Origin of the sequence: Bradyrhizobium oligotrophicum S58, assembly GCF_000344805.1 — a bacterium.
Lineage (GTDB): Bacteria > Pseudomonadota > Alphaproteobacteria > Rhizobiales > Xanthobacteraceae > Bradyrhizobium > Bradyrhizobium oligotrophicum.
This window is the reverse complement of the sequence record NC_020453.1, coordinates 3,336,393-3,359,987: the sequence shown is the minus strand read 5'-3', so window position 1 is coordinate 3,359,987 and position 23,595 is coordinate 3,336,393. Positions and strand designations below refer to the sequence as shown.

General features: G+C 64.0%; 21 protein-coding genes and 4 pseudogenes. 16 read left to right on the top strand and 9 right to left on the bottom strand.

All coding sequences use genetic code 11. The features are described 5' to 3' along the window. The first annotated feature begins 67 nt into the window (after positions 1-67). From S58_RS14465 to S58_RS14455, 3 genes are all read left to right on the top strand, one after another. Positions 68-958 (top strand): cation diffusion facilitator family transporter, encoded by an 891-nt coding sequence (locus S58_RS14465; RefSeq protein ID WP_042340750.1) that lies wholly within the window; start codon positions 68-70, stop codon positions 956-958. A gap of 327 nt (positions 959-1,285) precedes the next feature. Next, positions 1,286-1,867 carry a TRAP transporter small permease subunit gene (locus tag S58_RS14460; RefSeq protein ID WP_015666074.1) on the top strand — a complete coding sequence of 194 codons (582 nt, stop codon included), beginning with the start codon at positions 1,286-1,288 and terminating at the stop codon, positions 1,865-1,867. 23 nt (positions 1,868-1,890) lie between these two features. Next, positions 1,891-3,567 (top strand): TRAP transporter large permease, encoded by a 1,677-nt coding sequence (locus S58_RS14455; protein ID WP_015666073.1) that lies wholly within the window; start codon positions 1,891-1,893, stop codon positions 3,565-3,567. A gap of 105 nt (positions 3,568-3,672) precedes the next feature. Here S58_RS14455 and S58_RS14450 read toward each other — a convergent pair whose 3' ends face one another. The 4 genes from S58_RS14450 to S58_RS14435 form a co-directional block, all read right to left on the bottom strand. After that, positions 3,673-4,761, bottom strand: a complete 1,089-nt coding sequence (locus tag S58_RS14450) for a TRAP transporter substrate-binding protein (RefSeq protein ID WP_015666072.1) — start codon at positions 4,759-4,761, stop codon at positions 3,673-3,675. 180 nt (positions 4,762-4,941) lie between these two features. Further along, a complete protein-coding gene (locus tag S58_RS14445; protein WP_015666071.1) occupies positions 4,942-6,033 on the bottom strand; it encodes a TRAP transporter substrate-binding protein in 1,092 nt (363 codons plus the stop codon). A gap of 177 nt (positions 6,034-6,210) precedes the next feature. Beyond that, positions 6,211-7,341 (bottom strand): Mrp/NBP35 family ATP-binding protein, encoded by a 1,131-nt coding sequence (locus S58_RS14440; RefSeq protein WP_015666070.1) that lies wholly within the window; start codon positions 7,339-7,341, stop codon positions 6,211-6,213. A gap of 132 nt (positions 7,342-7,473) precedes the next feature. Continuing rightward, entirely contained in the window at positions 7,474-7,920 is a 447-nt protein-coding gene (locus S58_RS14435) for a VOC family protein (protein ID WP_015666069.1), read from the bottom strand. 264 nt (positions 7,921-8,184) lie between these two features. Between S58_RS14435 and S58_RS14430 the strand changes: the two genes are divergently transcribed. The 7 genes from S58_RS14430 to S58_RS14405 all read left to right on the top strand — a co-directional run bounded on the left by S58_RS14430 (position 8,185) and on the right by S58_RS14405 (position 17,002). Beyond that, entirely contained in the window at positions 8,185-9,054 is an 870-nt protein-coding gene (locus S58_RS14430) for an NAD(P)-dependent oxidoreductase (RefSeq protein ID WP_015666068.1), read from the top strand. A 347-nt stretch (positions 9,055-9,401) separates the two neighbouring features. Then, positions 9,402-11,798: a TonB-dependent receptor gene (locus tag S58_RS14425; protein ID WP_042339479.1), complete on the top strand. Its 2,397-nt coding sequence runs from the start codon at positions 9,402-9,404 to the stop codon at positions 11,796-11,798. Positions 11,799-11,805: 7 nt separating this feature from the next. Continuing rightward, positions 11,806-13,254: a PepSY domain-containing protein gene (locus S58_RS14420; RefSeq protein WP_015666065.1), complete on the top strand. Its 1,449-nt coding sequence runs from the start codon at positions 11,806-11,808 to the stop codon at positions 13,252-13,254. 119 nt (positions 13,255-13,373) lie between these two features. Then, complete coding sequence (locus tag S58_RS14415) at positions 13,374-14,969, top strand: sensor histidine kinase (protein WP_015666064.1); 1,596 nt, start codon at positions 13,374-13,376, stop codon at positions 14,967-14,969. 47 nt (positions 14,970-15,016) lie between these two features. Continuing rightward, entirely contained in the window at positions 15,017-15,214 is a 198-nt protein-coding gene (locus S58_RS36005) for a DUF1289 domain-containing protein (RefSeq protein ID WP_015666063.1), read from the top strand. Between the two features lie 28 nt (positions 15,215-15,242). After that, the gene (locus tag S58_RS14410) at positions 15,243-15,779 is read left to right on the top strand and encodes a TIGR02281 family clan AA aspartic protease (RefSeq protein ID WP_015666062.1); all 537 of its coding nucleotides are present in this window, start codon (positions 15,243-15,245) and stop codon (positions 15,777-15,779) included. A 125-nt stretch (positions 15,780-15,904) separates the two neighbouring features. Beyond that, a complete protein-coding gene (locus tag S58_RS14405) occupies positions 15,905-17,002 on the top strand; it encodes a pyridoxal phosphate-dependent aminotransferase (protein WP_015666061.1) in 1,098 nt (365 codons plus the stop codon). Between the two features lie 5 nt (positions 17,003-17,007). On the opposite strand, the gene dusA is transcribed toward S58_RS14405, so the two are convergent. Then, a complete protein-coding gene (gene dusA / locus S58_RS14400) occupies positions 17,008-18,027 on the bottom strand; it encodes a tRNA dihydrouridine(20/20a) synthase DusA (RefSeq protein ID WP_083938590.1) in 1,020 nt (339 codons plus the stop codon). A gap of 241 nt (positions 18,028-18,268) precedes the next feature. Here dusA and S58_RS39325 point away from each other — a divergent pair. Further along, positions 18,269-18,430 (top strand): annotated as a pseudogene (locus tag S58_RS39325) (LysR family transcriptional regulator); the annotation flags it as partial. Positions 18,431-18,472: 42 nt separating this feature from the next. After that, positions 18,473-19,168 carry a LysR substrate-binding domain-containing protein gene (locus tag S58_RS14395; protein WP_244440807.1) on the top strand — a complete coding sequence of 232 codons (696 nt, stop codon included), beginning with the start codon at positions 18,473-18,475 and terminating at the stop codon, positions 19,166-19,168. 126 nt (positions 19,169-19,294) lie between these two features. Here the strand turns inward: S58_RS14395 and S58_RS14390 are convergent, their stop codons facing one another. After that, a complete protein-coding gene (locus S58_RS14390; protein ID WP_015666058.1) occupies positions 19,295-19,789 on the bottom strand; it encodes a MarR family winged helix-turn-helix transcriptional regulator in 495 nt (164 codons plus the stop codon). Between the two features lie 238 nt (positions 19,790-20,027). On the opposite strand from S58_RS14390, the gene S58_RS14385 reads away from it, so the two are divergent. Together S58_RS14385 and S58_RS37545 are read left to right on the top strand one after the other, a co-directional pair. After that, positions 20,028-21,050 (top strand): MBL fold metallo-hydrolase, encoded by a 1,023-nt coding sequence (locus tag S58_RS14385; protein ID WP_244440766.1) that lies wholly within the window; start codon positions 20,028-20,030, stop codon positions 21,048-21,050. A 74-nt stretch (positions 21,051-21,124) separates the two neighbouring features. Beyond that, the gene (locus S58_RS37545; protein WP_144058315.1) at positions 21,125-21,346 is read left to right on the top strand and encodes a hypothetical protein; all 222 of its coding nucleotides are present in this window, start codon (positions 21,125-21,127) and stop codon (positions 21,344-21,346) included. Between the two features lie 2 nt (positions 21,347-21,348). Here the strand turns inward: S58_RS37545 and S58_RS14380 are convergent, their stop codons facing one another. Further along, positions 21,349-21,645 carry an HU family DNA-binding protein gene (locus tag S58_RS14380; protein ID WP_015666056.1) on the bottom strand — a complete coding sequence of 99 codons (297 nt, stop codon included), beginning with the start codon at positions 21,643-21,645 and terminating at the stop codon, positions 21,349-21,351. A 348-nt stretch (positions 21,646-21,993) separates the two neighbouring features. On the opposite strand from S58_RS14380, the pseudogene S58_RS39320 reads away from it, so the two are divergent. Further along, a pseudogene (locus S58_RS39320) lies at positions 21,994-22,515 on the top strand (aldo/keto reductase); the annotation flags it as partial. An 82-nt stretch (positions 22,516-22,597) separates the two neighbouring features. Next, a complete protein-coding gene (locus S58_RS39315; protein ID WP_277996607.1) occupies positions 22,598-23,008 on the top strand; it encodes an aldo/keto reductase in 411 nt (136 codons plus the stop codon). A gap of 83 nt (positions 23,009-23,091) precedes the next feature. Here the strand turns inward: S58_RS39315 and S58_RS36445 are convergent. After that, positions 23,092-23,335: pseudogene (locus S58_RS36445) on the bottom strand (DUF2274 domain-containing protein). After that, a pseudogene (locus tag S58_RS38995) lies at positions 23,333-23,498 on the bottom strand (TrbI/VirB10 family protein); the annotation flags it as partial. The pseudogenes S58_RS36445 and S58_RS38995, both read right to left, overlap by 3 nt. Positions 23,499-23,595 lie beyond the last annotated feature (97 nt).

Sequence of the window (23,595 nt, the reverse complement as noted above, 5' to 3'; positions counted from 1 at the left end):
CGGTCGCAGCAACGGGCGTTGCGTTCCGCAACGGAGTTGAGTACGCCCCATGCGGGGTGAGGACACCATGCATTCGCAATCGCTCAAGCTCGCCGTCGGCAGCCTCGTGGTCGGGGTGATCGTCCTCGGCCTCAAGTATTTCGCGTATTGGATCACCGGGTCGGTCGCGCTCTACTCCGATGCTCTCGAGAGCATCGTCAACGTCGTCACTGCCGGTGTCGCGCTGCTCGCCGTGCGGATATCGGCCAAGCCGGCCGATGCCAACCATCCGTTCGGCCACCACAAGGTCGAGTATTTCAGCGCCGTGATCGAAGGCGTCATGATCATCGTGGCGGCGCTCCTGATCGTCCACGAAGCCTATGGAAATCTGTTCAATCCGCGGCCGTTCTCGGCGCCGGTCGAGGGCCTCGCCGTGAATGGCTTCGCCAGCGTGATCAACGCCGTCTGGTGCTGGCTCCTGATCACGCGCGGCAAGCGGGTGCGGTCGCCGGCGCTGGTCGCGGACGGCCGCCATTTGCTGACCGACGTCGTCTCCTCGGGCGGCGTCGTGATCGGACTCGGGCTCGCGGTGATGTTGAAGCTGCCGATCCTCGACCCTGCCCTGGCACTGCTGGTCGCCGTCAACATCCTGTGGTCGGGATGGCAGGTGCTGAAGGAGTCGACCGGCGGGCTGATGGACGAAGCGGTCTCCGATGCCACGCTCAAGCGCATCCGGCAGATCATCAGCGAGCACGCCGACGGCGCGCTGGAGGCACACGATGTGCGCACCCGGCATGCCGGCAAGATGACCTTCATCGAGTTTCACCTGGTCGTTCCCGGCGAGATGTCGGTCCATCAGGCGCACGAGATCTGCGACCGGATCGAAGCGGCCCTGCACGAAGACGACGAGCACAGCTGGATCACGATTCACGTCGAGCCGGAAAACAAGGCCAAGCACTCCGGCGTCGTCGTGCTCTGAGGCCGCGCGGCGCGCGGACCCGAACATCGGCCTTCACACGGCCACCCGGCCTTCGGATGTGGATGACGACCGGCCCGGTGCATTCGGCTCGCTTGCTCGCGAGGACCGCCTGCGACCTCAGCGACCCGGTGTTGCCCGACGCCGCCACTGCTGCAACATGTTGCGGCAGCGCCGCTTTTTGCCCATTTTCCGATTGACGGCAACACGAGGCGCTGAAATGGTGCCCCGGTTTTTAAGAGCCTGCCGGGCCGGATAGGCCGTTGCGCCGCATGCTGCGCAGCCAGAACGGGCCTATGGGGACGTCGCGAGACATCGGGGAGGATTGCGTTGCAAGCGTTGCTGAAACTGAGCCGTGGGATCGATGCGTTTACGACCTGGACCGGCAAACGACTGGCCTGGCTGATCCTGCTGGCCGTCATCATCTCGACCATCAACGCCATCGTCCGCAAGACGCTCGACACGTCGTCGAATTCCTGGCTGGAGCTGCAGTGGGTGCTGTTCTCGGCCGTCTTCCTGCTGTGCTCGCCCTGGACGCTGCTCGACAACGAGCACATCCGCATCGACATCGTCAACGCCATGATGCCGAAATGGCTGCGTGACACCATCGACGTGGTCGGTCATGTGCTGTTCCTGATCCCGCTCTGCATCGTCATGATCATCACCAGCGTACCGTTTTTCCTGCGCTCGATCGAGATCAACGAGCAGTCCAGCAACGCCGGCGGCCTGCCGCAATGGCCGGCGAAGTCGCTCATCATGCTCGGCTTCGCCTTCCTGCTGGTGCAGGCCGTCTCCGAACTGATCAAGCGCATCGCCGTGATGCGCGGACTCATTCCAGATCCCCACGCTTCGAAATCCCACGGGATCGAGGCCGAGGTCGAGCACCTCGTCGAAGCGATCGAGAAGAAGTAAGCGGCGGGCTGGGGGATTATCCAATGGAAGCGTTTCTGATCGCCAATATGGCGCCGATCATGTTCGGCTCGCTGGTCGTCATGCTGCTGCTCGGCTATCCGGCGGCGTTCTCGCTCGGCGCCGTCGGCCTGTTCTATGCCCTCATCGGCATCGGGCTCGGCGAATTCCGGCCGGACTTCCTGCAAGCACTACCCGAACGCGTCTACGGCGTGATGAACAACGACACGTTGCTGGCGATTCCGTTCTTCACCTTCATGGGTCTGGTGCTGGAACGATCGGGCATGGCCGAGGATCTGCTGGACACCATCGGCCAGCTGTTCGGCACGATCCGCGGCGGCCTCGCCTACGCGGTCGTATTCGTCGGTGCCCTCCTCGCGGCTACCACCGGCGTGGTCGCCGCGTCCGTGATCTCGATGGGCCTGATCTCGCTGCCGATCATGCTGCGCTACGGCTATGACCGCCGGCTTGCCAGCGGCATCATCGCCGCCTCCGGCACCCTGGCGCAGATCATCCCGCCGTCGCTGGTCCTGATCGTGATGGCCGACCAGCTCGGCAAGTCCGTCGGCGACATGTACGAAGGCGCCTTCATCCCCGGCCTCGTGCTGTCTGCGATCTATGCGCTCTACGCCTTCATCACCAGCCTGATCTTTCCGAAGGCCGCGCCCGGCCTGCCGGCGGAGGCCATCGGCTTTCGTGAGGACTCCGGCGATCGCGGCCTGAAATCGCTCGGCGTGCTGTTCCTCGCATCCTGCGTGTTCGGCTGGTTGATGATGCGCGGCTCCGAATATCACGGCGCCGATTTCGTCGTGCTCAGCATGTTCTACGGCATCGTGTTCGCCTTCGCCGTTGCGGTCGTGAACTGGGCGCTGGAGCGCACCACCGGCTTCCGATTCCTGTCGCGGATGGCGCAGCAGACCACCTTCGTGATGGTGCCGCCGCTGTTCCTGATCTTCCTGGTGCTCGGCACGATCTTCATCGGGCTCGCGACCCCGACCGAGGGCGGCGCCATGGGCGCGGCGGGCGCAATCATCCTCGGCGCGATCAAGCGCCGGCTCAGCTTCGACCTGGTCCGCCAGGCGGTCGAATCCACCGCCAAGCTGTCGGCCTTCGTGGTCTTCATCCTGGTCGGCGCCCGCGTATTCTCGCTGACCTTCTACGGCGTCAACGGCCACGTCTGGGTCGAGCACCTCTTGACCTCCCTGCCCGGCGGCCAGATCGGCTTCCTGATCTTCGTCAATGCCTTCGTGTTCGTGCTGGCCTTCTTCCTCGATTTCTTCGAGCTGGCCTTCATCATCATCCCGCTGCTGGGACCCGCGGCCGAAAAGCTCGGCATCGACCTGATCTGGTTCGGCGTCATCCTCGGCGTCAACATGCAGACCTCCTTCATGCATCCGCCGTTCGGCTTCGCACTGTTCTACCTGCGCTCGGTGGCACCGAAGGAGTCGTATCTCGATCGCGTCACCGGCAAGCGGATGGAGCCGGTGACGACCGGCCAGATCTATTGGGGCGCCGTGCCGTTCGTCGTGATTCAGTTGGTCATGGTGATGCTGGTGATCCTGTTCCCCTCGATGGTCATGCACTACAAGGGCACGGCCTCGGCCGTCGATCCGAACTCGATCAAGATTGAGATTCCGCAGATCGATGCGCCGCCGCTCGATTTCGGCCCGCCGCAGATCGACGTCGGACCGCCGAAGCAGTGACGGCCCCCGCGCTCGATCGCTCCCGACAATGAAAAACCCCGGCGCAATGCGCCGGGGTTTTGTTTTGCATCCGCACTGGAGCAGACGCGCCGCCGCGGCGCGCTTTCAGCTCTGCGAGTTGCGCGCCATGAACGCGTCGTAGCCGATCTCGGCGACCTGGAACCAGGAATAGCCGTTGCCGGCGAAGGCCGACAGCGACTCGTAGGTCTTCTTGAAATCGGGATTGGTGGCCGACACCTCGTTGTGCAGCTCGCGCGCCGCCTTCAGGCAGGCCTGCATGATCTCCGGCGAGAACGCATGCAGCTTGGCGCCGGCGGCAAGCAGCCGGCGCAGGGCCGGCGGATTGCCCTGGTCGTACTTCGCCATCATCCAGTTGTTGGCGTAATGACCGGCCTGCTCGAGGACCTTCTGGTAGTGCTTGGGCAGCGCATTCCAGCGATCCTGATTGACGAAGGCGAGCAGCATCGGCCCGCCCTCCCACCAGCCCGGATAGTAGTAGTGTGGCGCGACCTTGACGAAGCCGAGCTTCTCGTCGTCATATGGGCCGACCCATTCGGCGGCGTCGATGGTGCCCTTCTCCAGCGCCGGATAGATGTCGCCGCCGGCGATCTGCTGCGGCACCGCGCCGAGCTTCTGCAGCACGCGGCCGGCAAAGCCGCCAATGCGGAATTTCAGGCCCTTGAGATCGTTGACGCTGGTCAGCTCCTTGCGAAACCAGCCTCCCATCTGGCAGCCGGTGTTGCCGGCCAGCAGCGAGACCACATTGTACTTCTTGTAGAACTCGTTGAGGATCTCGCGTCCCCCGCCCAGCATGTACCAGGCTTGGTTGATGCGCATGTTCGGGCCGAACGGCACCGACGAGCCGAAGGTGAAGGTCGGGTCTTTGCCGAAGTAGTAGTAGGACGCGGTGTGGCCGATCTCGACGGTGCCGTTCTGCACGGCGTCGACGACCTGCAGACCGGGCACGATTTCGCCGGCGGCGAACGGCTGGATCTGGAATTTGTTGTCGGTGGCTTCGCCGACCACCTTGGCCATGATCTCGGCGCCGCCATACAGCGTATCGAGCGATTTCGGCCAGCTGGTCGGCATCCGCCATTTCAGCTCGGGCATCGATTGCGCAATGGCAGGCGCTGCGATCGCGGCCGCACTGGCAGCGCCGAGCCCCGTGACCTTGATGAAGTCTCTCCGCTTCATGGTCTTCTCTCCCTGGGGTGATGTGTGTTCGTTTCCTGGGCAGCCTTCTTGCGAGGCCTCGGTTCCAGTGTGGATCAAAGTGCGTCGGAGTGCCATTGCGAAACGTTGTCGCAACGCAACGCAAAAGCCCGGCCTCTTGCGAGGCCGGGCTCAAGTCGATCCGCCGATTGAGTATCGAGATCAGCCGCGGGTGCGCGAGCGGATCATGAAGCTGTCGTAGGTGTACTCTGCGACCTGCCACCACAGATACTCATCAGAGCGGTAGGCCTGCATCGCGTCGATGACCTTCTTGAAGTCGGCGTTCTTGGCCGAGATCTCGCCCCACAGCTCGTTCGTCGCCTTGAGGCAGGCTTCGAGCACCTCGTTGGTGAACGGGCGCAACTGCGTGCCGCCGGCGACCAGGCGCTTCAGCGCCGCCGGGTTCACCTGGTCGTAGCGCGCGGCCATCCAGGTGTTGGCGTTCACCGTCGCGTTGGCGAGGATCGACTGATAGTGCTTCGGCAGCTCGTTGTACTTGTCGAGGTTGGCGAAGGCGTGGACGGTCGGACCACCTTCCCAGAAGCCCGGATAGTAGTAGTACTTGGCGACCTTCTGGAAGCCGAGCTTCTCGTCGTCATAGGGACCGACCCACTCGGCGGCGTCGATGGTGCCCTTCTCCAGCGACGGATAGATGTCGCCGCCCGCAAGCTGCTGCGGCACGACGCCGAGCTTCTGCAGCACCTGGCCGGCGATGCCGCCGATGCGGAATTTGAGGCCCGAGAGGTCGGCAACGGTCTTGATCTCCTTGCGGAACCAGCCGCCCATCTGGGTGCCGGTGTTGCCACAGGGGAAGCCGATCACGTTGGACTTCTTGAAGAACTCGTTGGCGAGCTCGTTGCCGCCGCCCTGGTACAGCCAGGAGTTCTGCTGCCGGGCATTGAGGCCGAACGGCACCGAGGCGAAGATCGCGAAGGTCGGGTCCTTGCCGACATAGTAGTACGACACCGTATGGCACATCTCGACGGTGTTCTTGGAGGTCGCATCGAGCGCCTGCAGGCCCGGCACCAGTTCACCAGCCTGGAAGACCTGGATCTGGAACTTGTTGTCGGTCATCTCCGCGACCTGCTTCGCCATAAACTCGGCGCCGCCATAGATCGTGTCGAGCGACTTCGGGAAGCTCGAGGTCAACCGCCATTTGATTTCGGGCATCGACTGCGCGATCGCAGGCGACGCAACCGCCGCGGTGGCTGCCGCACCGGCGGCCGAGACCTTCAGAAAATCACGACGCTTCATCTTAAGGCATCTCCTTGTTGGGGCGTTTCCCGTTTGAAAGCATTTATCCGCCGACGCGATTGTCCGCATACGGTCGAAGACGATCCGGGCCGGGCTTTAGCACGGAACCGGTTAAGCGGAAACGCGACGTTGGAATGACGAACCGTCCAATGGTCGCAGGGGCTTCGCTGCAGTGCATCAAGCAGCAGCGATCGCCTCCTTGAGCTGATCCCGGACGGACGAAGCGATCGCCCGGTAGATCGCCGCGTGCGGTCCGTTCGGCTCGCTCTCGACCAACGGCTTGCCGGCATCGGAGGTCGCGCGGATGTCCATGTGCAACGGGATCTCACCAAGGAACGGCACGCCGAGCCGCTCCGCCTCGTGGCGTGCGCCGCCATGACCGAAGATGTCGGACCTTGTGCCGCACTCCGGACACTGGAAGTAGCTCATGTTCTCGATGATGCCGAGCACGGGCACGTTGACCTTGCGGAACATCGCGAGCCCGCGGCGGGCATCGATCAGCGACAGGTCCTGGGGGGTCGACACGATCACCGCGCCCTTGAGCGGCACGTTCTGCGCCAAAGTGAGCTGGGCATCACCGGTGCCCGGCGGCATGTCGACGACGAGAACGTCGAGCGTGCCCCAGGCGACGTCGCGCAGCATCTGGTTGATTGCCGACATCACCATCGGCCCGCGCCAGATCATCGGGCTGTCCTCGTCGACCAGGAAGCCGATCGACATGATCGAAAGCCCGAAGCGCGACAGCGGGATCATCTTCTTCTCGGGCGTCAGCTGCGGCTTCTCCTGCAGGCCGGTCAGCCGCGGCACCGAGGGACCGTAAATGTCGGCATCGAGCAGGCCGACCTTGAGGCCGAGATCGCGCAAGCCCAGTGCGAGATTGATGGCGGTGGTCGACTTGCCGACGCCGCCCTTGCCCGAGGCCACCGCGATCACCGCGGCGATGCCGGGAATCGCCGCCTGCTTCGACATCGGCGAATCAGCCGGATGCTGGTGCTGATGCGGACGATGCGCAGAGACCGGCTGCACGCCGCCCTGCCGCGCCGGCGGGGCGGCAGCGCCCGCCTTGCGCTCGGCGGTCAGCGCGATCATGGCCATGGTCACGCCGGGAATGGCGCGGACGGCCGCTTCGGCCTGGGTGCGGGTATCTTCCCAGGCGCGGGCCTCGCTGGCCTCGACATTGATCGAGAAGAACACCTTGCCGTCATTGGCCGTGATCGGCGACAGCACGCCGGCGTCGGTGAGCGCCACGCCGCGCGGCGAGCGGACCCGTTTGAGTGCCTCAAGAACCTGCTGCTGCGTCACGCTCACGGCGCGTCTCCTGAAAACGTTCAGAACGCGCCACATCGTCGCGCCCTATCCTGTTGGCCGGACGCGATCTTCCGTCGTTGCCGAGAGGATCGCGCCAGCCTTCTGTTGCGCTGCTTCATAATGAAGGTCAGCTCAAAACGCCACCATGGTTCCGATGTCGCCGGCGGTCTCGACAGGCGCATCCTCGGCCTGCTCTTTCGCTGCCTCGTAATTCAGCTCGATCATCACGCCGTTGGGGTCGCGCACGAAGATCTGCCACAGTTCGCCGCCCGGAACCTGGCGGGCGTCGAACGGCATGTCCTTGGCGGCGAGCCGCGCCTTCATCCCGGCAAAGCCACGGCTGACGAAAGCGACGTGGTGGACGACGCCGGAGTCCGGCTTCTGTGGCTCCGAGGTCTGCGAGATGTCGACCAGATGCACCACGGGACGACCCTCGCTGTACATCCAGGCGCCGGGAAAGGCGAAGTTCGGCCGGGCGCCGTTCTCGAGCCCGAGCACGTCTTCATAGAAGCGCACCGTCTCCTGCAGGTTGCGGGTCCGGATATTGAAATGATCGAGCACGCCGACGCTGATGCCCATGCGAGACACTCCCCTGGCTGGTTCGTTGGTTGACTGGATTTCGTTGCCGGAGGACGGCTTTGCAAGCCGTCATGATGATGCCTCTTTAGCACGAGCCGGAGCTTTCGCATCCGTCACGAAGCCGTTGCCCCCGCCTCTCAAGCCGGTATGGTGCGGCGTCCAGCATGCCGCCGCGACCCGACCGGATGCTGATGTGTTCCTTTCCAAGAACAGCCCGGCCATCCCAAGGCCGCAGGCCCGAACCCCAAGGTCAAGGTAGCTCATATGGCTAAAGTCGCTTTCATCGGTCTCGGCGTCATGGGTTTCCCCATGGCAGGACATCTCGTGAAGAAGGGTGGTCACGAGGTCACGGTCTACAACCGCACAGCGGCCAAGGCGAAGGAATGGGCCGACAAGTTCGGCGGCAAGGCAGCGCCGACGCCGAAGCAGGCCGCCGAGGGCCAGGACTTCGTGATGTGCTGCGTCGGCAACGACAACGACCTGCGCTCGGTCACGATCGGCCCCGACGGCGCCTTCGCCGGCATGGCCAAGGGCGCGACCTTCGTCGACCACACCACCGCCTCGGCTGAAGTGGCACGCGAACTCGATGCCGCAGCGACCAAGGCCGGCTTCAAATTCATCGACGGCCCCGTGTCCGGCGGCCAGGCCGGTGCCGAGAACGGCGTGCTGACGGTGATGTGCGGCGGCACCGCGGACGCCTATGCCGGCGCCGAGCCGGTGATCGCGGCCTATGCCCGGATGTGCAAGCTGCTCGGACCGGCGGGCTCCGGCCAGCTGACCAAGATGGTCAACCAGATCTGCATCGCGGGCCTCGTGCAGGGCCTTGCCGAAGGCATCCATTTTGCGAAGAAGTCCGACCTCGACGTTGCCGCCGTGATCGAAACCATCTCCAAGGGCGCCGCCCAGTCCTGGCAGATGGAGAACCGCTACAAGGCCATGAACGACGGCAAATATGACTTTGGTTTTGCGGTGGAATGGATGCGCAAGGACCTGTCGATCTGCATCAGCGAGGCGCGTCGCAACGGCGCCCATCTGCCGGTGACCGCGCTGGTCGACCAGTTCTACTCCGAGGTCGAGAAGCTCGGCGGCAAGCGCTGGGATACGTCGAGCCTGTTGGCGCGGCTGGAGAAGTAACCCGCTCCCTCGCATTCCCTCAACGTGCCGCCGCTCGCTTCGAGCGACGGCATTTTCATTTCCGTGGCGGCCGATTGGCTCGTCGCGGCCGCCAGCCGGCCCCCCTGCCGGTGAGCCCGCCCAATGCGTTCCCCCAGCGCCATTGCGCGCTCCGCGACTCGCTGCTACCCGTTGCAATCGCTAATCGTTCGCATGTGTTGCCGGATCGAGACACGTTTGCTCGGAATGAGCTATATGTAATGTTATAACATTACATATTCTCGAACTTGGGCTAGTTCTCGATCCGTCATCATGAGCGTAGGGGCGCGGGGCGTCGGCGCAGCCGGCATCCGCGATGGGGGATCGGAATGAACGTGCGGGACGTCTGGGGCTCGATGTGTCTGGCGGGGATGGTGGTGGCAGGCGGATCGACCGTGCCGGCGGCCCACGCACAACAGGCACCGAGCCCGGCCGGAAGTCAGGCACGCGGCGACACCCTGCTGCCGGACGTCACGGTGGATGCCCCGCGCCAGCGGCAGGCCGCCGGACGTCTGCCATCGAATCGGACGGCGAACCGGAGCCCACGACCTGCGCCACCACGTCCGGCCGCGTCGTCACCCGCCTCAGCGCCGTCAGTGCCCTCTTTCACCGACTCGGCCGCGACACCGCTCAACGGCAATGCGACGCCCGCCAGCGGCAGCCGGCTCGGCCTCACCTCGCGCGAGGTGCCGGCGACGGTCGAGGTGGTCGGCGCCGCGACGCTGCGCGAGCAGGGCTACCACACCACAGTCGATGCGGTGAAAGGCGCCACCGGCGTCAGCGCCGGCGATGCGCCGAACGACGTCGGCTATGCGATGCGCGGCTTCCAGGGCAACCAGGTCAACGTGCTCTACAACGGCATCAATGTCGGGCCGACCGGCTTCACCGCGCTGACGATGGAGACGTTCAATCTCGACCGGGTCGAGTTTCTTAAAGGCCCCTCCTCGCTGATCTCGGGCCAGGGCGCGGTCGGCGGCACCATCAATTTCGTCACCAAGGTGCCGCACACCGGGCCGATCCAGAACGAAGCCTTCGTCGGCTTCGACCAGCGCGGCAGCTTCCGCAGCGGCTTCGGCTCGGGCGGCAGCACGACCATCAAGGGTCTCGACTATCGCTTCGACATCAGTCGGACCAGGGAGGTCGGCTTCATCGACGACACCGAGTTCAAGAACGTCCACGTCTCGGGCCAGCTCGACTACCGCGTGTCCGACAGCTTCAAGACTTTCGTCGCCGTCGAGTTCAAGGACTACAAGGCCAGGCCCTATGAGGGCACGCCGCTGGTGCCGGTGACCTACAGCGGCGCGAATGCGACCAGCGGCATCGTCTCCGGCACCAAAGTGTCGGCCTACAACCTGACCAATCTCGGCGCCGTCACGATCGACGGCCGCACGCTGTCGACCAACTACAATGTCGTCGACGGCCACAAGACGATCAAGGAGTCGTGGGTGCGCAGCGGCTTCGAATGGGACCTGAGCAACGACGTCACGCTGCGGAGCCAGATCTACAACTACAATGCCAGCCGTGACTGGTACAACAACGAGGTTTCGGCCTTCAATGCCGCCAGCAATCTGGTGGATCGCGAGCGGTTCTTCGTCCACCACAACCACAACATGGTCGGCAACACCACCGACGTGACCTGGAACGGCAGCATCCTCGGTCTCGCCAATCGCATGGTCGCCTCGGTCGAAAGCTCCCACACCGACTTCACGCGGCCCGGCGCGGCGAATTTCCCCGGTGAATCCGTCCCACTTGTCGGCTTCGACCGGGGGACCTACGGCCTTCTGACGACCCAGTTGCAGACCGCCACGATCGACAGCATCGCCCTCAACCTCGAAGACCGGCTGAAGCTTACCGACACTTTCGCGCTGGTCGGCGGGCTGCGCTACAACCCGTTCTCGCTCGACCGCAACTCCATCGACAAGAATGGCGTGGTGAAGAGCGGCTTCCCCTATTCGACAAGCTGGCAGCCGCTCACCGGACGCATCGGCTATACCTGGGAAGCGCTGCCGGGCACCACCTTCTACAGCCAGTATGCGACGGCCGCGGACATCTCGGCCGACAGCATCTTCCTGTTGAGCCCGACGCAGAACCTCGCGCTGTCGGATTCGCGCAGCTATGAGACCGGCGTCAAGCAGCTCACGTGGAATGGGCGCACGGAGTGGACGTTCTCGGCCTTCGACATCGAACGCAACAACGTCTATAGCGCCCAGGCTGGCCAGCAGCTCAACCTTGCCGGCAAGGTCAAATCGCAGGGCATCGAGATTGCCGCCGCGGTCAGGCCGACGCCGGAAAGCAGACTGTGGGGCAACGTTGCCTATGTGCGCGCACGCTACGCCGACTACGATCTCGCCGGCGGCGGCTCGTTCTCCGGCAACACGCCGCCCAACATCCCTGCCCTGATCGTCAACGGCGGCGGCTCGTACCGCTTCCTCAATCCGGGCTGGTGGCCGGTCGAGCTCGGCTTCTCGGTACGCCATGTCGGCGACCGCTGGAGCACCGATGCCAATACGGTGAAGCTCAACGCCTACACGACCGCCGACCTGTTCGCGTTCGTCGATCTGCCGAAGGTGCCGCTGTTCGCGACGGCGACCAGCACGCGGCTCGCCTTCCGGGTCCGCAACGTCACTGACAAGCGCTACGCGGCCTGGAGCGATCCGTTCTACCCCGACCAGATCTTCCTCGGCGCGCCCCGCACCTACGAGGTCGAAGCCTCGTTCAAGTTCTGATGACGGCATGATCCGGGCGCTGATCCTCACGCACCGCTGGTTGAGCATCCCGCTCGGTCCGCTGTTCGTGCTGTGGTTCGCGACCGGGATCGTCATGCACTATGTGCCATTCCCGGCGCAGACCGAAAGCGAGCGCTTCGCCGCGCTGGCGCCGCTCGACCTCGCCATGTCGCTGCGCAGTCCGGCGGAGGCGCTCGCCGCTGCCGGAATCGATCATCCCGACCGCATCCGGCTGATGCAGCGCGCGGATGGCCCGGTCTATGTCATCTCCGCGCACGACCGCAGCGCGGCCCTTCATGCCGACACTCTGGTCGCAGCCGATGTAAGAGAGCCCGACCTCGCGTTGTCGATTGCGCGCGCAGCGGCACAGCGGCGCGGACTCGAGGCCAACGGCGCCGCCGCCGTGGCGATGGAGGGCTATGACCAATGGACGGTGCCGAACCGGTTCGACGCGCATCGCCCGCTGCATCGGATTGCGCTGAGCGATCCCGATGGCACCGAGCTCTACGTCTCCTCCCGGACCGGCGAGGTCGTGCTCGACACCACGCGCTTCGAGCGCAGCTGGAATTACGTCGGCAGCGTCGTCCACTGGATCTATCCGACACTGCTGCGCAAGGATTGGGCGGCCTGGAACGTCACGGTGTGGTGGCTGTCGCTCGCGGCGGTCATCGCTGCCGTGACCGGCGCCGTGCTCGGAGTCGTCAGGCTCAGGCTGCGCAAAGCGCGCCTATCGTCGCGCTACCGCGGCTGGCATCTGTGGCATCACTGGGCGGGCCTCGTCTGCACGCAGTTCGTGCTGACCTGGATCGTCAGCGGCTGGCTATCGATGGACCATGGCAGGCTGTTCGCGACCGGCCATCTCACGACCTCCGAAGCGGCCGTTCTCATCGGTGAACCGGATTGGGGCAGCCTGACCGCCACCACGCTCTCCGCCCTTCATGGCGAGGCCCGCGAGATCGAGTGGTTTGCCTTCGGTGGCCACATCCATCAGCGCGCCCGGCGAGCGCTGGGCCAGCAGCAGATCGCGGTGCTCGACGGCTCTGCTACGAGGATCGTGGGCCGCTTCCTGCAGCCGGCCGACGTCAATGCGGCGACGACCCGGCTGCGCGGCGATTGCGCGCGATCGACCGAGGTCGAGCCCGGCGACGATTATCCTTTCGCGTCCGATGTGCCAGGAGCGCCGGTCTATCGCGTGATCTGCGGCGACATCTGGTATCAGGTCGATGCGGCGTCGGGCGCCGTGCTCGAAAAGCTCGATCCGTCCCGGCGCGCCTATCGCTGGCTCTACCAGGCGCTGCACACGCTCGACTTTCCGACCCTGCTCGCCCATGCGACGCTGCGCACGCTGATCATCGTCGGCCTGTGCGCGATGGGCTTTGCCTTCAGCATCACCGGCGTCGTGATCGGCTGGCGGCGGCTGCGCGCGCCCAGGCTCGCGCCTCGCCGCAATGGTTAATTTTAACGCGACGTTAACGCAAATTTTTCGTTGTCTATAATCCGTCTTAAGGATTTCGAGCCAGTTATAGACGATGCAGAAAGCAGCCCGTGCGGCCCCGGGCAGGATTTGTGTTGTTGATGAGTAAACCCGCTGAAAGGCCCGAGATTGTCGAGCTTCCGGCCGATGCGCCGGCGCTTGCACCGGCAAGTCAGCGCCGGGCCGCGCAGCAACGGGTGCGCGAGGCGCGCGACCGGTTAACGTCGACCTCGGGAACGCGACCGGCATTCGATCGCGAGTTGCTGCGCCAATATGCGCAGACCCGCATCTCCGCATCCTACATCGTGATGCTGCTCGTGGTTGCGACCGGGCTGATGCTCAGTGTCTGGCTGCATGCGCTGGCGGCCGGCGCCTGGACGGCCGGCGTGCTCTGCATCCATGCCGCGATCGTCCGCAATTGCTCGAACTTCCTCGCCGACCAGCCGTCGCTGGCGGCGACGCGGCGCTGGCGCACGCGCTTCGTGCTGCTCGACCTGCTCTATGGCGTGTGCTGGATGGCGATCCTGATCCACCCGGCTCTGGCCGAGGTGTCGGGCACGCTGATGATGTTCCTGATGCTGCTGGTGATCGCCGTCTCCAGCATGCTCGCCGCCAATCTGCCGGTCGCGGCCGTTGCGGTGACGGCACCGGTGACGGTCGCGATCACGCTCAGCCTCGCACTGTCGGGCACGCTCGATAACTACCTGCTGGCCGGATTCGCAGTCGCAGCCGAATGCTATTTCGTGCTGCTCGCTCACCAGCTGCATTCGACCACGCTGGCGACCCTCGAAGCCCGCGCCGAGAAGGACGCGCTGATCGGCGAGCTCGAGCAGGCCAAGTCGATCTCGGATGAGGCGCGCTACCGCGCCGAGGCCGCCAATGTCGCGAAGTCGCGCTTCCTCGCCCAGATGAGCCACGAGCTGCGCACGCCGCTGAACGCCATCCTCGGCTTTTCCGAGGTGATGAAGAGCGAGATCTTCGGCGTCCATGCGGTGCCCGTCTACAAGGAATATTCCGCCGACATCCACAATTCGGGCGTGCACCTGCTCAACCTGATCAACGAGATCCTCGACCTCTCGCGCATCGAGGCCGGCCGCTACGAGCTGAACGAGGAGGCCGTGGCGCTGGTGCACGTCATCGCCGACTGCCATCATCTGCTGAAGCTGCGCGCCACCAGCCGCGGCCTCACCATTCACGAGGTGTTCGAGCAGAACATGCCGCGGCTGTGGGCCGACGAGCGCGCCATCCGCCAGGTCGTGCTCAACCTGCTGTCCAATGCGATCAAGTTCACGCCGCAAGGCGGCGATATCTGGCTGAAGGCCGGCTGGACCGCCTCCGGCGGACAATATCTCAGCGTCAAGGACACCGGTTCCGGCATTCCGGAAAACGAGATTCCGATCGTGCTCGCCTCGTTCGGCCAGGGCTCGAACTCGATCAAGTCAGCCGAGCAGGGCGCCGGCCTCGGCCTGCCGATCGCCAAGAACCTGATCGAGATGCATGGCGGCACGTTCACGCTCAAGTCGAAGGTCCGCATCGGCACCGAGGTGATCGTTACCTTCCCGCCGGAGCGGGTGATGTCGGCGCTCGCGCCCTTATCTGACGAAGCGCCGCCATTGCAGCCCGACGCTGCGACCGCCCCCGCTCAGGAGAAGCGACGGCTCCGCAAACCGATCATGAATGCCGGAACGGGACTGTGAGATGATTGCCCTTGCAAAGCCGTGCCAGAACCTTTCACACTCGCACGATGAGCCAAGACACGCCGTGCATTGCCGTCTGCATGATCGATCCGAAAACGAAGCTCTGCTTCGGCTGCGGCCGCACGCTGCCGGAGATCGCGCGCTGGGGCCGCATGGCGCGCGACGAGCGGCTCGCGTTGATGGACGGGCTGGGCGCGCGCATGCACGACGCCGGCCTGCCCGCGATGACGCGAAAGCACGACTGAGCGCAGCCGCCCGGATGGGAGGCGTGGCATGAACAAGATCGCGCTGGTTCTCGTCACGATGGTGCTCACCGCAGGCGCCGTCATCGTCTACAAGGATCCCGAACAGGCGGCACTCGCCAGCGACACCGTGTCCGAGGTGCTGCGCAGCCGCGCCCTCAGGGCCAAGGCCAGCCCTCCGACCAACGCGGTCGAGATCGAGCGCACCAGGGGCGGCGAGTTCGCGTTGCGCGCCAAGATCAACGGTGTCGCCGCGCCGATGGTGGTCGACACCGGCGCCACCTCGGTGGTGCTGACCTACGAGACCGCCAAGGCTGCAGGCCTGCCGCTGGAGCTGCTGGAATACGACGTCGACGTCGAGACCGCAGGCGGACACACCAAGGCGGCGCGGCTGACGCTGGACCGCCTCGCGATCGGCAGACTGGTGGAGCGCTCGGTGCCGGCGCTCGTGGTGCCGCATGGCCAGATGAAGACCAATTTGCTTGGCATGAGCTTCCTCGACCGGCTGGAACGCTGGGAGGTGCGCTCCGACCGGCTGATGCTGCACGGTTATCCCGACCGCAGTTGACGCATCGCGCGGGCCTGACCAGCCGTATCAACACGAGTTGAAGGCGCGGCGGTGATGCCGACTTGCGCCGTGGCGTCGGCGGTGGATGATGACGTATCCGCCGCTCCCGTCGCGAGGAACACCCCGTGCCCCTGCTCCACCGCCGCGCATGGCTGTTGCTGGCCGGGGCCGCAACGCTGAGCCCGCCAACTCCCGTGATGTCCGACAGTCCGCCCCATCCGCCGATCCGGCTTGCCCTCAACGAGAACCCATTCGGGCCCTCGCCTCTCGCCGTCGCGGCGATCGAGGCCGATCTCGCGGGCCTCGCGCGCTACACTGGAGGTGAAGTCGACGAGCTGACGGCTGCGATCGCCGCCCGCGAAAACGTTGCGGCTGACCAGATCGTACTCGGCGAGAACCTCAACGTGCTCGGGCTCCATCTCGCCGCACAGGGCGGGCCCGGTGGCACGTTCGTCTATTCGGAGCCTGGCTACACGGCGCTGGTCGATGCGGTGGCTCCGGCCGGCGGCACAGTCGTCGGCGTGCCGCTGAACGACCGGCTCGAGAACGACCTGCCCGCGATTGCGGCGGCCGTCGGCGAGCGGACGCGCGCGGTCTACCTCGTCAATCCGCACAATCCATCGGGCACGGTGAGCGACACCGCCCTGTTCATCGAGGCCGTGCGCGGGCTTTCGGCGCGTGCGCTGGTGATCGTCGACGAGGCCTATCTCGAATTCATGCCGGACTACCAGGCGCGCACGGTGGCGCCGCTGGTGCGCGATGGCGGCAACGTCGCCGTGTTCCGAACCTTCTCCAAGATCTACGGGCTCGCGAGTCTCGCGATCGGCTACACGCTGGCGCCGAAGCCTTTGGCCGCGGCGCTGAAGCAGATGGGCATCGGCGCCTTCTTCGGGCTGAACCGGCTGAGCCTCGTGGCCGCCTCGGCCAGCCTTCGCGATCGCGACTATGTGGACGCTGTCCGCACCAAGGTCGCGGCCGAGCGCGAGGCGTGGCACGCGCTGTTGCGCCAACACAAGCGGCGCTTCAGTGCCTCACAGGCCAATTTCGTGTTCTTCGATTGCGGTCGTCCGCATCCGGACGCCGCGGCAGCGCTGGCGGCGCGCGGCATCATCATCGGCCGCGTGCAGCCGCATTTCGACACCTGGCTGCGCATCTCGATCGGCCTTCCGCACGAGAATGCGATCGCACGGCAGGCCGTGGCGGAGCTGCTGCCGCCGCCATGACCGGCTCAGGCGAGCGCGGCCGCCGGCGCGCGCGCTTCGACCATCGCGACTGCCTCGCGCAGCACCTCGATGCCCGCTCCAGGCCTGACGCCGTGCTCCGCAAGATGACGGCGAAACGCACGCGCGCCGGGCACCGCGTGATAGGCGCCGACGAGATGCCGCGTGATCGCGTGCAGCCGCGAGCCTTCGGCGAGCTGGCGCGCGATGTACGGCTCGAGCGCAGCCAATGCGTCCTTCATGGTCTGATGCGGCGCGGTCTCGCCGAACAGCACAGGGTCGACATCGAGCAGCCGCCACGGCTCCTGATAGGCGGCGCGGCCGAGCATGACGCCATCGACATGCGCCAGATGCTGCTGAGCGGCCTCGACGCCGGGAATGCCGCCATTGATGATGACGGGCACATGCGGCAGCCTCGCCTTCAGCCGGTACACCCGGTCGTAGTCGAGCGGCGGAACGTCGCGGTTCTCCTTCGGCGACAGGCCGTTCAACCACGCCTTGCGCGCGTGCACGATCAGCGCGTCCGCGCCGCTGTCCACCACCGCATCCGCCAGCGTATCGAGCGCGACCTCCGGGTCCTGATCGTCGATGCCGATGCGGCACTTCACGGTGACGGGAATGCGCACCACGCGCTTCATCGCCGCGACGCAGGCCGCGACCAGCGCTGGCTCGGCCATCAGGCAGGCGCCGAAGCGGCCGTCTTTCACCCGGTCCGACGGGCAGCCGACATTGAGATTGATTTCGTCGTAGCCGAACTCCTCGCCAATCTTCGCCGAGGTCGCAAGATCGCCTGGATCGGAGCCGCCGAGCTGCAACGCCACAGGATGCTCGCTTCGGTCGAAGCCGAGCAGCCGCCGGCGATCGCCATGAATGACCGCGCCGGTCGTGACCATCTCCGTATACAGCAGCGCCCGGCGCGACAGCAGCCGATGGAACACCCGGCAATGCCGGTCTGTCCAATCCATCATCGGCGCCACCGAGAAGCGACAACGCATCGAATTTTCCGTTTTATTCGAGATATCAATCATTTAGATGTTGCACCGAAAGCATCCGATCACCACCCATTTACGCCGATTAATGGCAACGATCACCGCTCGCAAGCGCAAAGACGGCACCACCCCATCTGGCCCAGGTCCTCATCAAGTGCGGCGGAGCCATCCTTCATCGGAAAGCCCGAACATTCGACCGGAAGGCGGCCGCGGCTTGGCTCGAGAGGCGTGAGAGCGAACTGGCGGCTCCCGGGGGCTCGTCAGGAAAAAGTTCTGGACCCTGCCCTCTCGGACGTCAGCCCACCGAAGCGCGACCGGCAGTCTCGGCCGGGCTGCCGAGGCGCTGCACGTGACCCAGCCGGCACTCAGCCGCACGGTGCGGCGTCTCGAGCAGGAGGTCGGCTCACCGCTGTTCGAACGTCATTCAAAGGGGATGCAACTGACGGCGATCGGCAGCGCGCTGCTGCCGCATGCAACGCTGCTGTTGCGCGAGGCGGAGAACGCGACCGAAGAAATCAACGCGATGCGCGGATTGGCGAGGAGGACGATACGCGTCGGCGCGGTGGGCGCGATCGCGAGTCTCATTCTCCCGCTGGCGATCGAAGGTGTTCTGAAGGCCTGGCCTCAGCTCACTGTGTCGGTCATGGAAGGAGTCTGGGACCGGCTTGCCGAGGGACTGATCAAGCATGAAATCGACCTCGCCCTGAGCGCCACCGCCGAAACGCCCGACGAGATCGAAGCCATTCCCGACTGCCGCTGGCAGGACCGCAGCAATATCGTCGCAGCGACCGGTCACCCGCTGCGCCGGAAGCGAAAGCTGACGCTCGAGGATACAATGAACGAGCGCTGGGCGATCACGCCGCGCGGCACCGCGCCCTACCAGCAACTGCAGCAGGTGTTTCGCGACAGCGGCCTCGGGCTGCCGAACATCGTGGTCGAGACCCGGTCGGTCATCGTCCTCAAGAGCCTCGTGACCCGCTCGGGCTTTCTCGGCTGGATGCCGGAATCGATCTACGACGCGGACCGTCGCGCGCGGTTGGTCAATCTGTTGGACATCCCCGGAGCAACGAGCGTGAGGACGCTGACCGCCTTCAAGCGCCGACTGGGCATTCTACCGGCGCCAGCAGCCCAGCTTCTCTTGGAGATCCGCCGACTGGCAGCACGCCCGACGAAATGGTGAAGCGGCCTTCGGATATGAACACACGTCGTATCGAGCAGATCGATCTCTATGAGCTGACGGCTCTCTGCTGGTGAAACGCAACCGCATCGGCCCCACCTACCACGGGTCACAACGGCATCGCATACCCTATTCGACGATATCATCTTGGCCGCCAGCGGCGGCCTGCAGATGCGTGAGCTCCGCAGCTCGTTCCGAAAGTTTCCTTAGCAGTCTGTCCAATACATGTGCGTCTTCATCGCTCAAACACGCTGCGAAATCCCTATTGTACGCCTTGGTTTTCCGTTGCGCCTGCTCGTACAAGGCCTGCCCAGCATCCGTCAGCGAAAGTGCCAGGAGTCGCTTGTTTTCGGGGAGCCTTGTCTTCGCAATGATTCCGCTACCCACGAGCTTACCTACCCCTCGACTTGCAAGCTCCGGCTCAATGTCGGCGACTTCGGCGAGTTCGCCCAGGCTTAAGCCAGGCCGTTGCGCAACGTAAGCAAGAATGCGCCAGTCTCGGCGTCCGATCCCCAACTCTCGCCGCAGCATCATTCCCGCGCCCCGCGCGGCAAGCTTTCCAAGATTATAGATTCGAAACGCGAGATACTCGTCGATGTTTGACGGATCCTTCAGATTGCTCATGGCGTTCCGGCTGAGGTTGGAGAATGGCGGATGAGGTGACTTTTTCTAAACCGTCGTTTGACCTTCTCCAACAGCAACATTGTGCATCGCAAAACACATTTGATTTGGTCAATCGTTTGTCGACCATTGACGCTGAGCCGCAAAACACACATCAACGATCGAGCCGCGCCCCCTAAATGGACCAAGCTGATCAAGGTGGCGACGGCCACAGGCACCCACGCTATCAGCAACCTCGAAAATGTCCGGTGTTCAAATGCTAGCAATCGAAACTGGCATCGTGAGACTGGTTGCTTCTACAATTGCGGCCTGTGTTCTGCTGTGGGGACATCCGTCCGCGGCAGATGAAATGAAGGTAACGTTGCTCGGAACCGGCACACCGACCCCACGCATCGGAAGCTTTAGTGCGTCAACACTCGTCGAGGCCGGACCCGAAAAATTGCTGTTTGATATGGGGCGGGGCTCGACCGTTCGCCTCTTCCAGAAGCGAATTCCGCTCGGCGCGATCACAGCTCATTTCATTACGCATCTCCACTCCGACCATATCGTCGGTTTGCCGGACATGTGGCTCAGCGGCTGGATCGGAACGCCCTGGGCCTCGCGAAAATCCCCGATGGTGATCTTCGGGCCGACAGGCACCGTCGCAATGACGCAGAACCTCACCAAGGCATTCTCGGAGGATATTCGCATTCGCGAGGATGACGAACATCTGCCGCCGGAAGGCGTGGCGTTCAATGCCAGCGACATTCAGCCAGGACTCGTCTATGAGAAAAACGGCGTGCAGGTCACGGCGATCGAGGTCAATCATGGCGAGAAGATCAAGCCAGCCTTCGGCTACGTGATCGAGTATGGCGGCAAGAAAGTCGTTCTATCGGGTGACACCAAATATGACGAGCGCGTCGCGAACGCCGCGAAAGGCGCCGATCTGCTGGTTCACGAGGTCGCAATCATCGAACCTGATCTCGTGAAGGATTATCCCTCTTATCGTGATATCGAAGCCCATCACACCTCACCCGAGGAAGCCGGGCGGATCTTCTCGCTGGCGAAGCCGAAGCTGGCGGTCTATTCGCATATCGTATTTGCGACGGTGAAGCCGGTGCAGGATGTGCCCGAGGAGGCGCTGCTTCGGCGCACTCGCGCGACGTACCAGGGTCCATTAGTCATCGGACACGACCTGATGTCCTTTTCCGTCGGAGACGGCGTGTCGTCCTATGGTCCAAATGGCGAGCCAATCAAGCCGTTGATGGGCGATGACCAGCGCTGATAACAGGCCTAGCTGGCTTGTCGACGTCGTGGCAGCAAAGCCGGCGAGCGTACGGCCCGCCACGTGGGATCTCGTTGAGACAGGATCTCGAAACGAACCATCAATTCGACGGGATTCTGCAAACAAGTAAGCGCTTCCTGGCTGAAGAGCGCCTTGGCGAGAATGATGTACTCGAATTGATGGCGCACCTCGGCATCTTCGATTCGGCAGGTTCAGCCTGGATCGTAGGTCAGCAATCACGAATTGCTCTTGGTTTGCCGGGCTACAGACATGAACAGAAGCAGGGCAGACCTTAGCTTCAAACGGCATCCTTGGCCGCCTTCAGCGGTGACGCCTTGACCGACTTGCTTGCCGGCTTCGCGGCGAACTGCATTGGCTCCTTCGTAAACGGATTTATGCCCATCCGAGCTTCCGTAGCGGGCTTGTTCACGACCGACATTTTGACAAAGCCAGGAACAACGAACTCGCCAGACTCGTTCAGCTCCTTGTAGCCGACGGTCGCCATGTAATCGATGACCTGCTTCACATCACCTTTGGTGATCTGCGTGCCATCTGCAATTGCGTCGATCAGTTGGGTCTTGGTCATCTTGGCCATGTGGGATTCCTCGTGAATTCAGTGAGCGCCAGCTATGAAGGCCTCGGCGCGGAACGTGGCTAGGCCACACGATACGGTTCGCTTGGCGCGGCGGATGCAGTTTCAATGCGCTTAAAACCCATGGATATCCAAAACGCAAGCGACAGTTCAGGCCGACCTTTTCGCTTGGCGCGCAACAACACCGACCAGTCATGTGCTTTTTTGGATCCTGTTGCAGCCAGAACGATGACTCCTGCGACAATGGTGGACGACGACGTCCATTGCTGGTTACCCTGTAGCGACGTTGCAAGCCCGTGCGGGACAAGCAATCCGACGACAGCCTGCGGTATTATCTAAGGAAGATGTTTGATGCAGACCAAGCGCCTGGGCAGAAGCCCCATCGTGGTTTCCAAGATCTGCATGGGCACCATGACGTTCGGCAACCAGGCCGACGAGGCCACCTCGTTTCGGATTCTGGATAAGGCCTTCGACGCCGGCATCAATTTTTTCGATGCCGCCGAGAACTATCCGGTACCACCGGACGAGAAATGGGCGGGCCGCACCGAGGAGATCCTCGGCCGCTGGATGAAGGGCAAGAGCCGCGACGCGATCATCATGGCGACGAAGGTCTGCGGCCCGAGCCACGGCTGGATCAGGGGCGCCCAGCGCAGCGGCATGACGGCCCTGGACCGTCACAACATCACCCGCGCGCTCGAGGCGAGCCTGCGGCGGCTAAACACCGACTATATCGACCTCTACCAGACACATTGGCCCGACCACGGCGCCCGCTACGAGGATGCGCTGGAGACGCTCGATGATCTGGTCAGGGCCGGCAAGATCCGCATCATCGGCTGCAGCAACGAGACCACCTGGGGCCTCATGAAGAGCCTGGCGACCTCGGAGCGCGACGGCTTTGCGCGCTATGAGACGATCCAGAACAATTTCAGCCTGAACCCGCCGCTTCGAGGACGAGTTGGCGCAGGCCTGCCGCAAGGAGGAGATCAGCCTGATCCCGTTCTCGCCGCTCGGCGGCGGCGTGCTGTCTGGCAAGTACAATGGCGGCAAGCTGCCGGAGGGCGCGCGTTTCAGCAACTACCTCAAAATGGGCGGCCGTCAGGCGACGATGGCGCGGCGGTTCGTCAACGACAAGACCCTGGCCTCGACCGAGCGCTTCGCCACGATCGCCGCGGAGGCCGGGATCTCCGTGGTCACCCTGGCCACGGCGTGGAGCAAGCAGCATGACTTCGTCGCCTCGACCATCGTCGGCGCGACTCATCCCGACCAGCTCGACGACATCCTGGCGGCCGCCGACCTGACCTTGGACCCGGACGTCCTCGCCAAGATCGACACAGTGTCGAAGGAGATCCTCTACCCGATGGGCTAAAGTATGAGACGTGATCCCCCGCATCCGCGATTTCGCGATGATCACGTCTCATCACGTCTCATGGGCTTGTTGCGGACCGAGCGTCAGCACGGCTTCTTGCGTGCTTTCGCAAATGCCCGATCGGATACCATGAAGCGCCCAATCACGGAGCCGATGAGCCGTGTAGCGTCCTTGATCTGCTCTCCCGTCTCTCTCGACAAGACCTCCGCATATGAGATCCTTGTAGACAGCAGCAGGAAGCTCCACGGTCACCCTGGCTGGTTTGGCATCAGGGATCGCCGTGATCTTCAGTCTCGCAGACGAGCGTTCGCACCGAATACGGTTCAAGCTCAGATCGCGACTGACGATGACCCGGATCGGGAAATCCGGGTTTCACCGTCAAGGTCGGCCGGACGTTCATCTGCTGTGGTACGAGCTGCTGGCCGGTCTGGCTGATCGCGTTGCCAAAGCCCTGACGCAGCGCCTGGACAATTGTGGCGTTGTTCGAGGACTTGAAAGGCTCGGAAAAGACTTTGGTCGTTGAGACCGGCCAAGCTTACTCTTCGCCACCAAATTGGACGCGCGTCAGCCGCGAAGCCCAAGATACG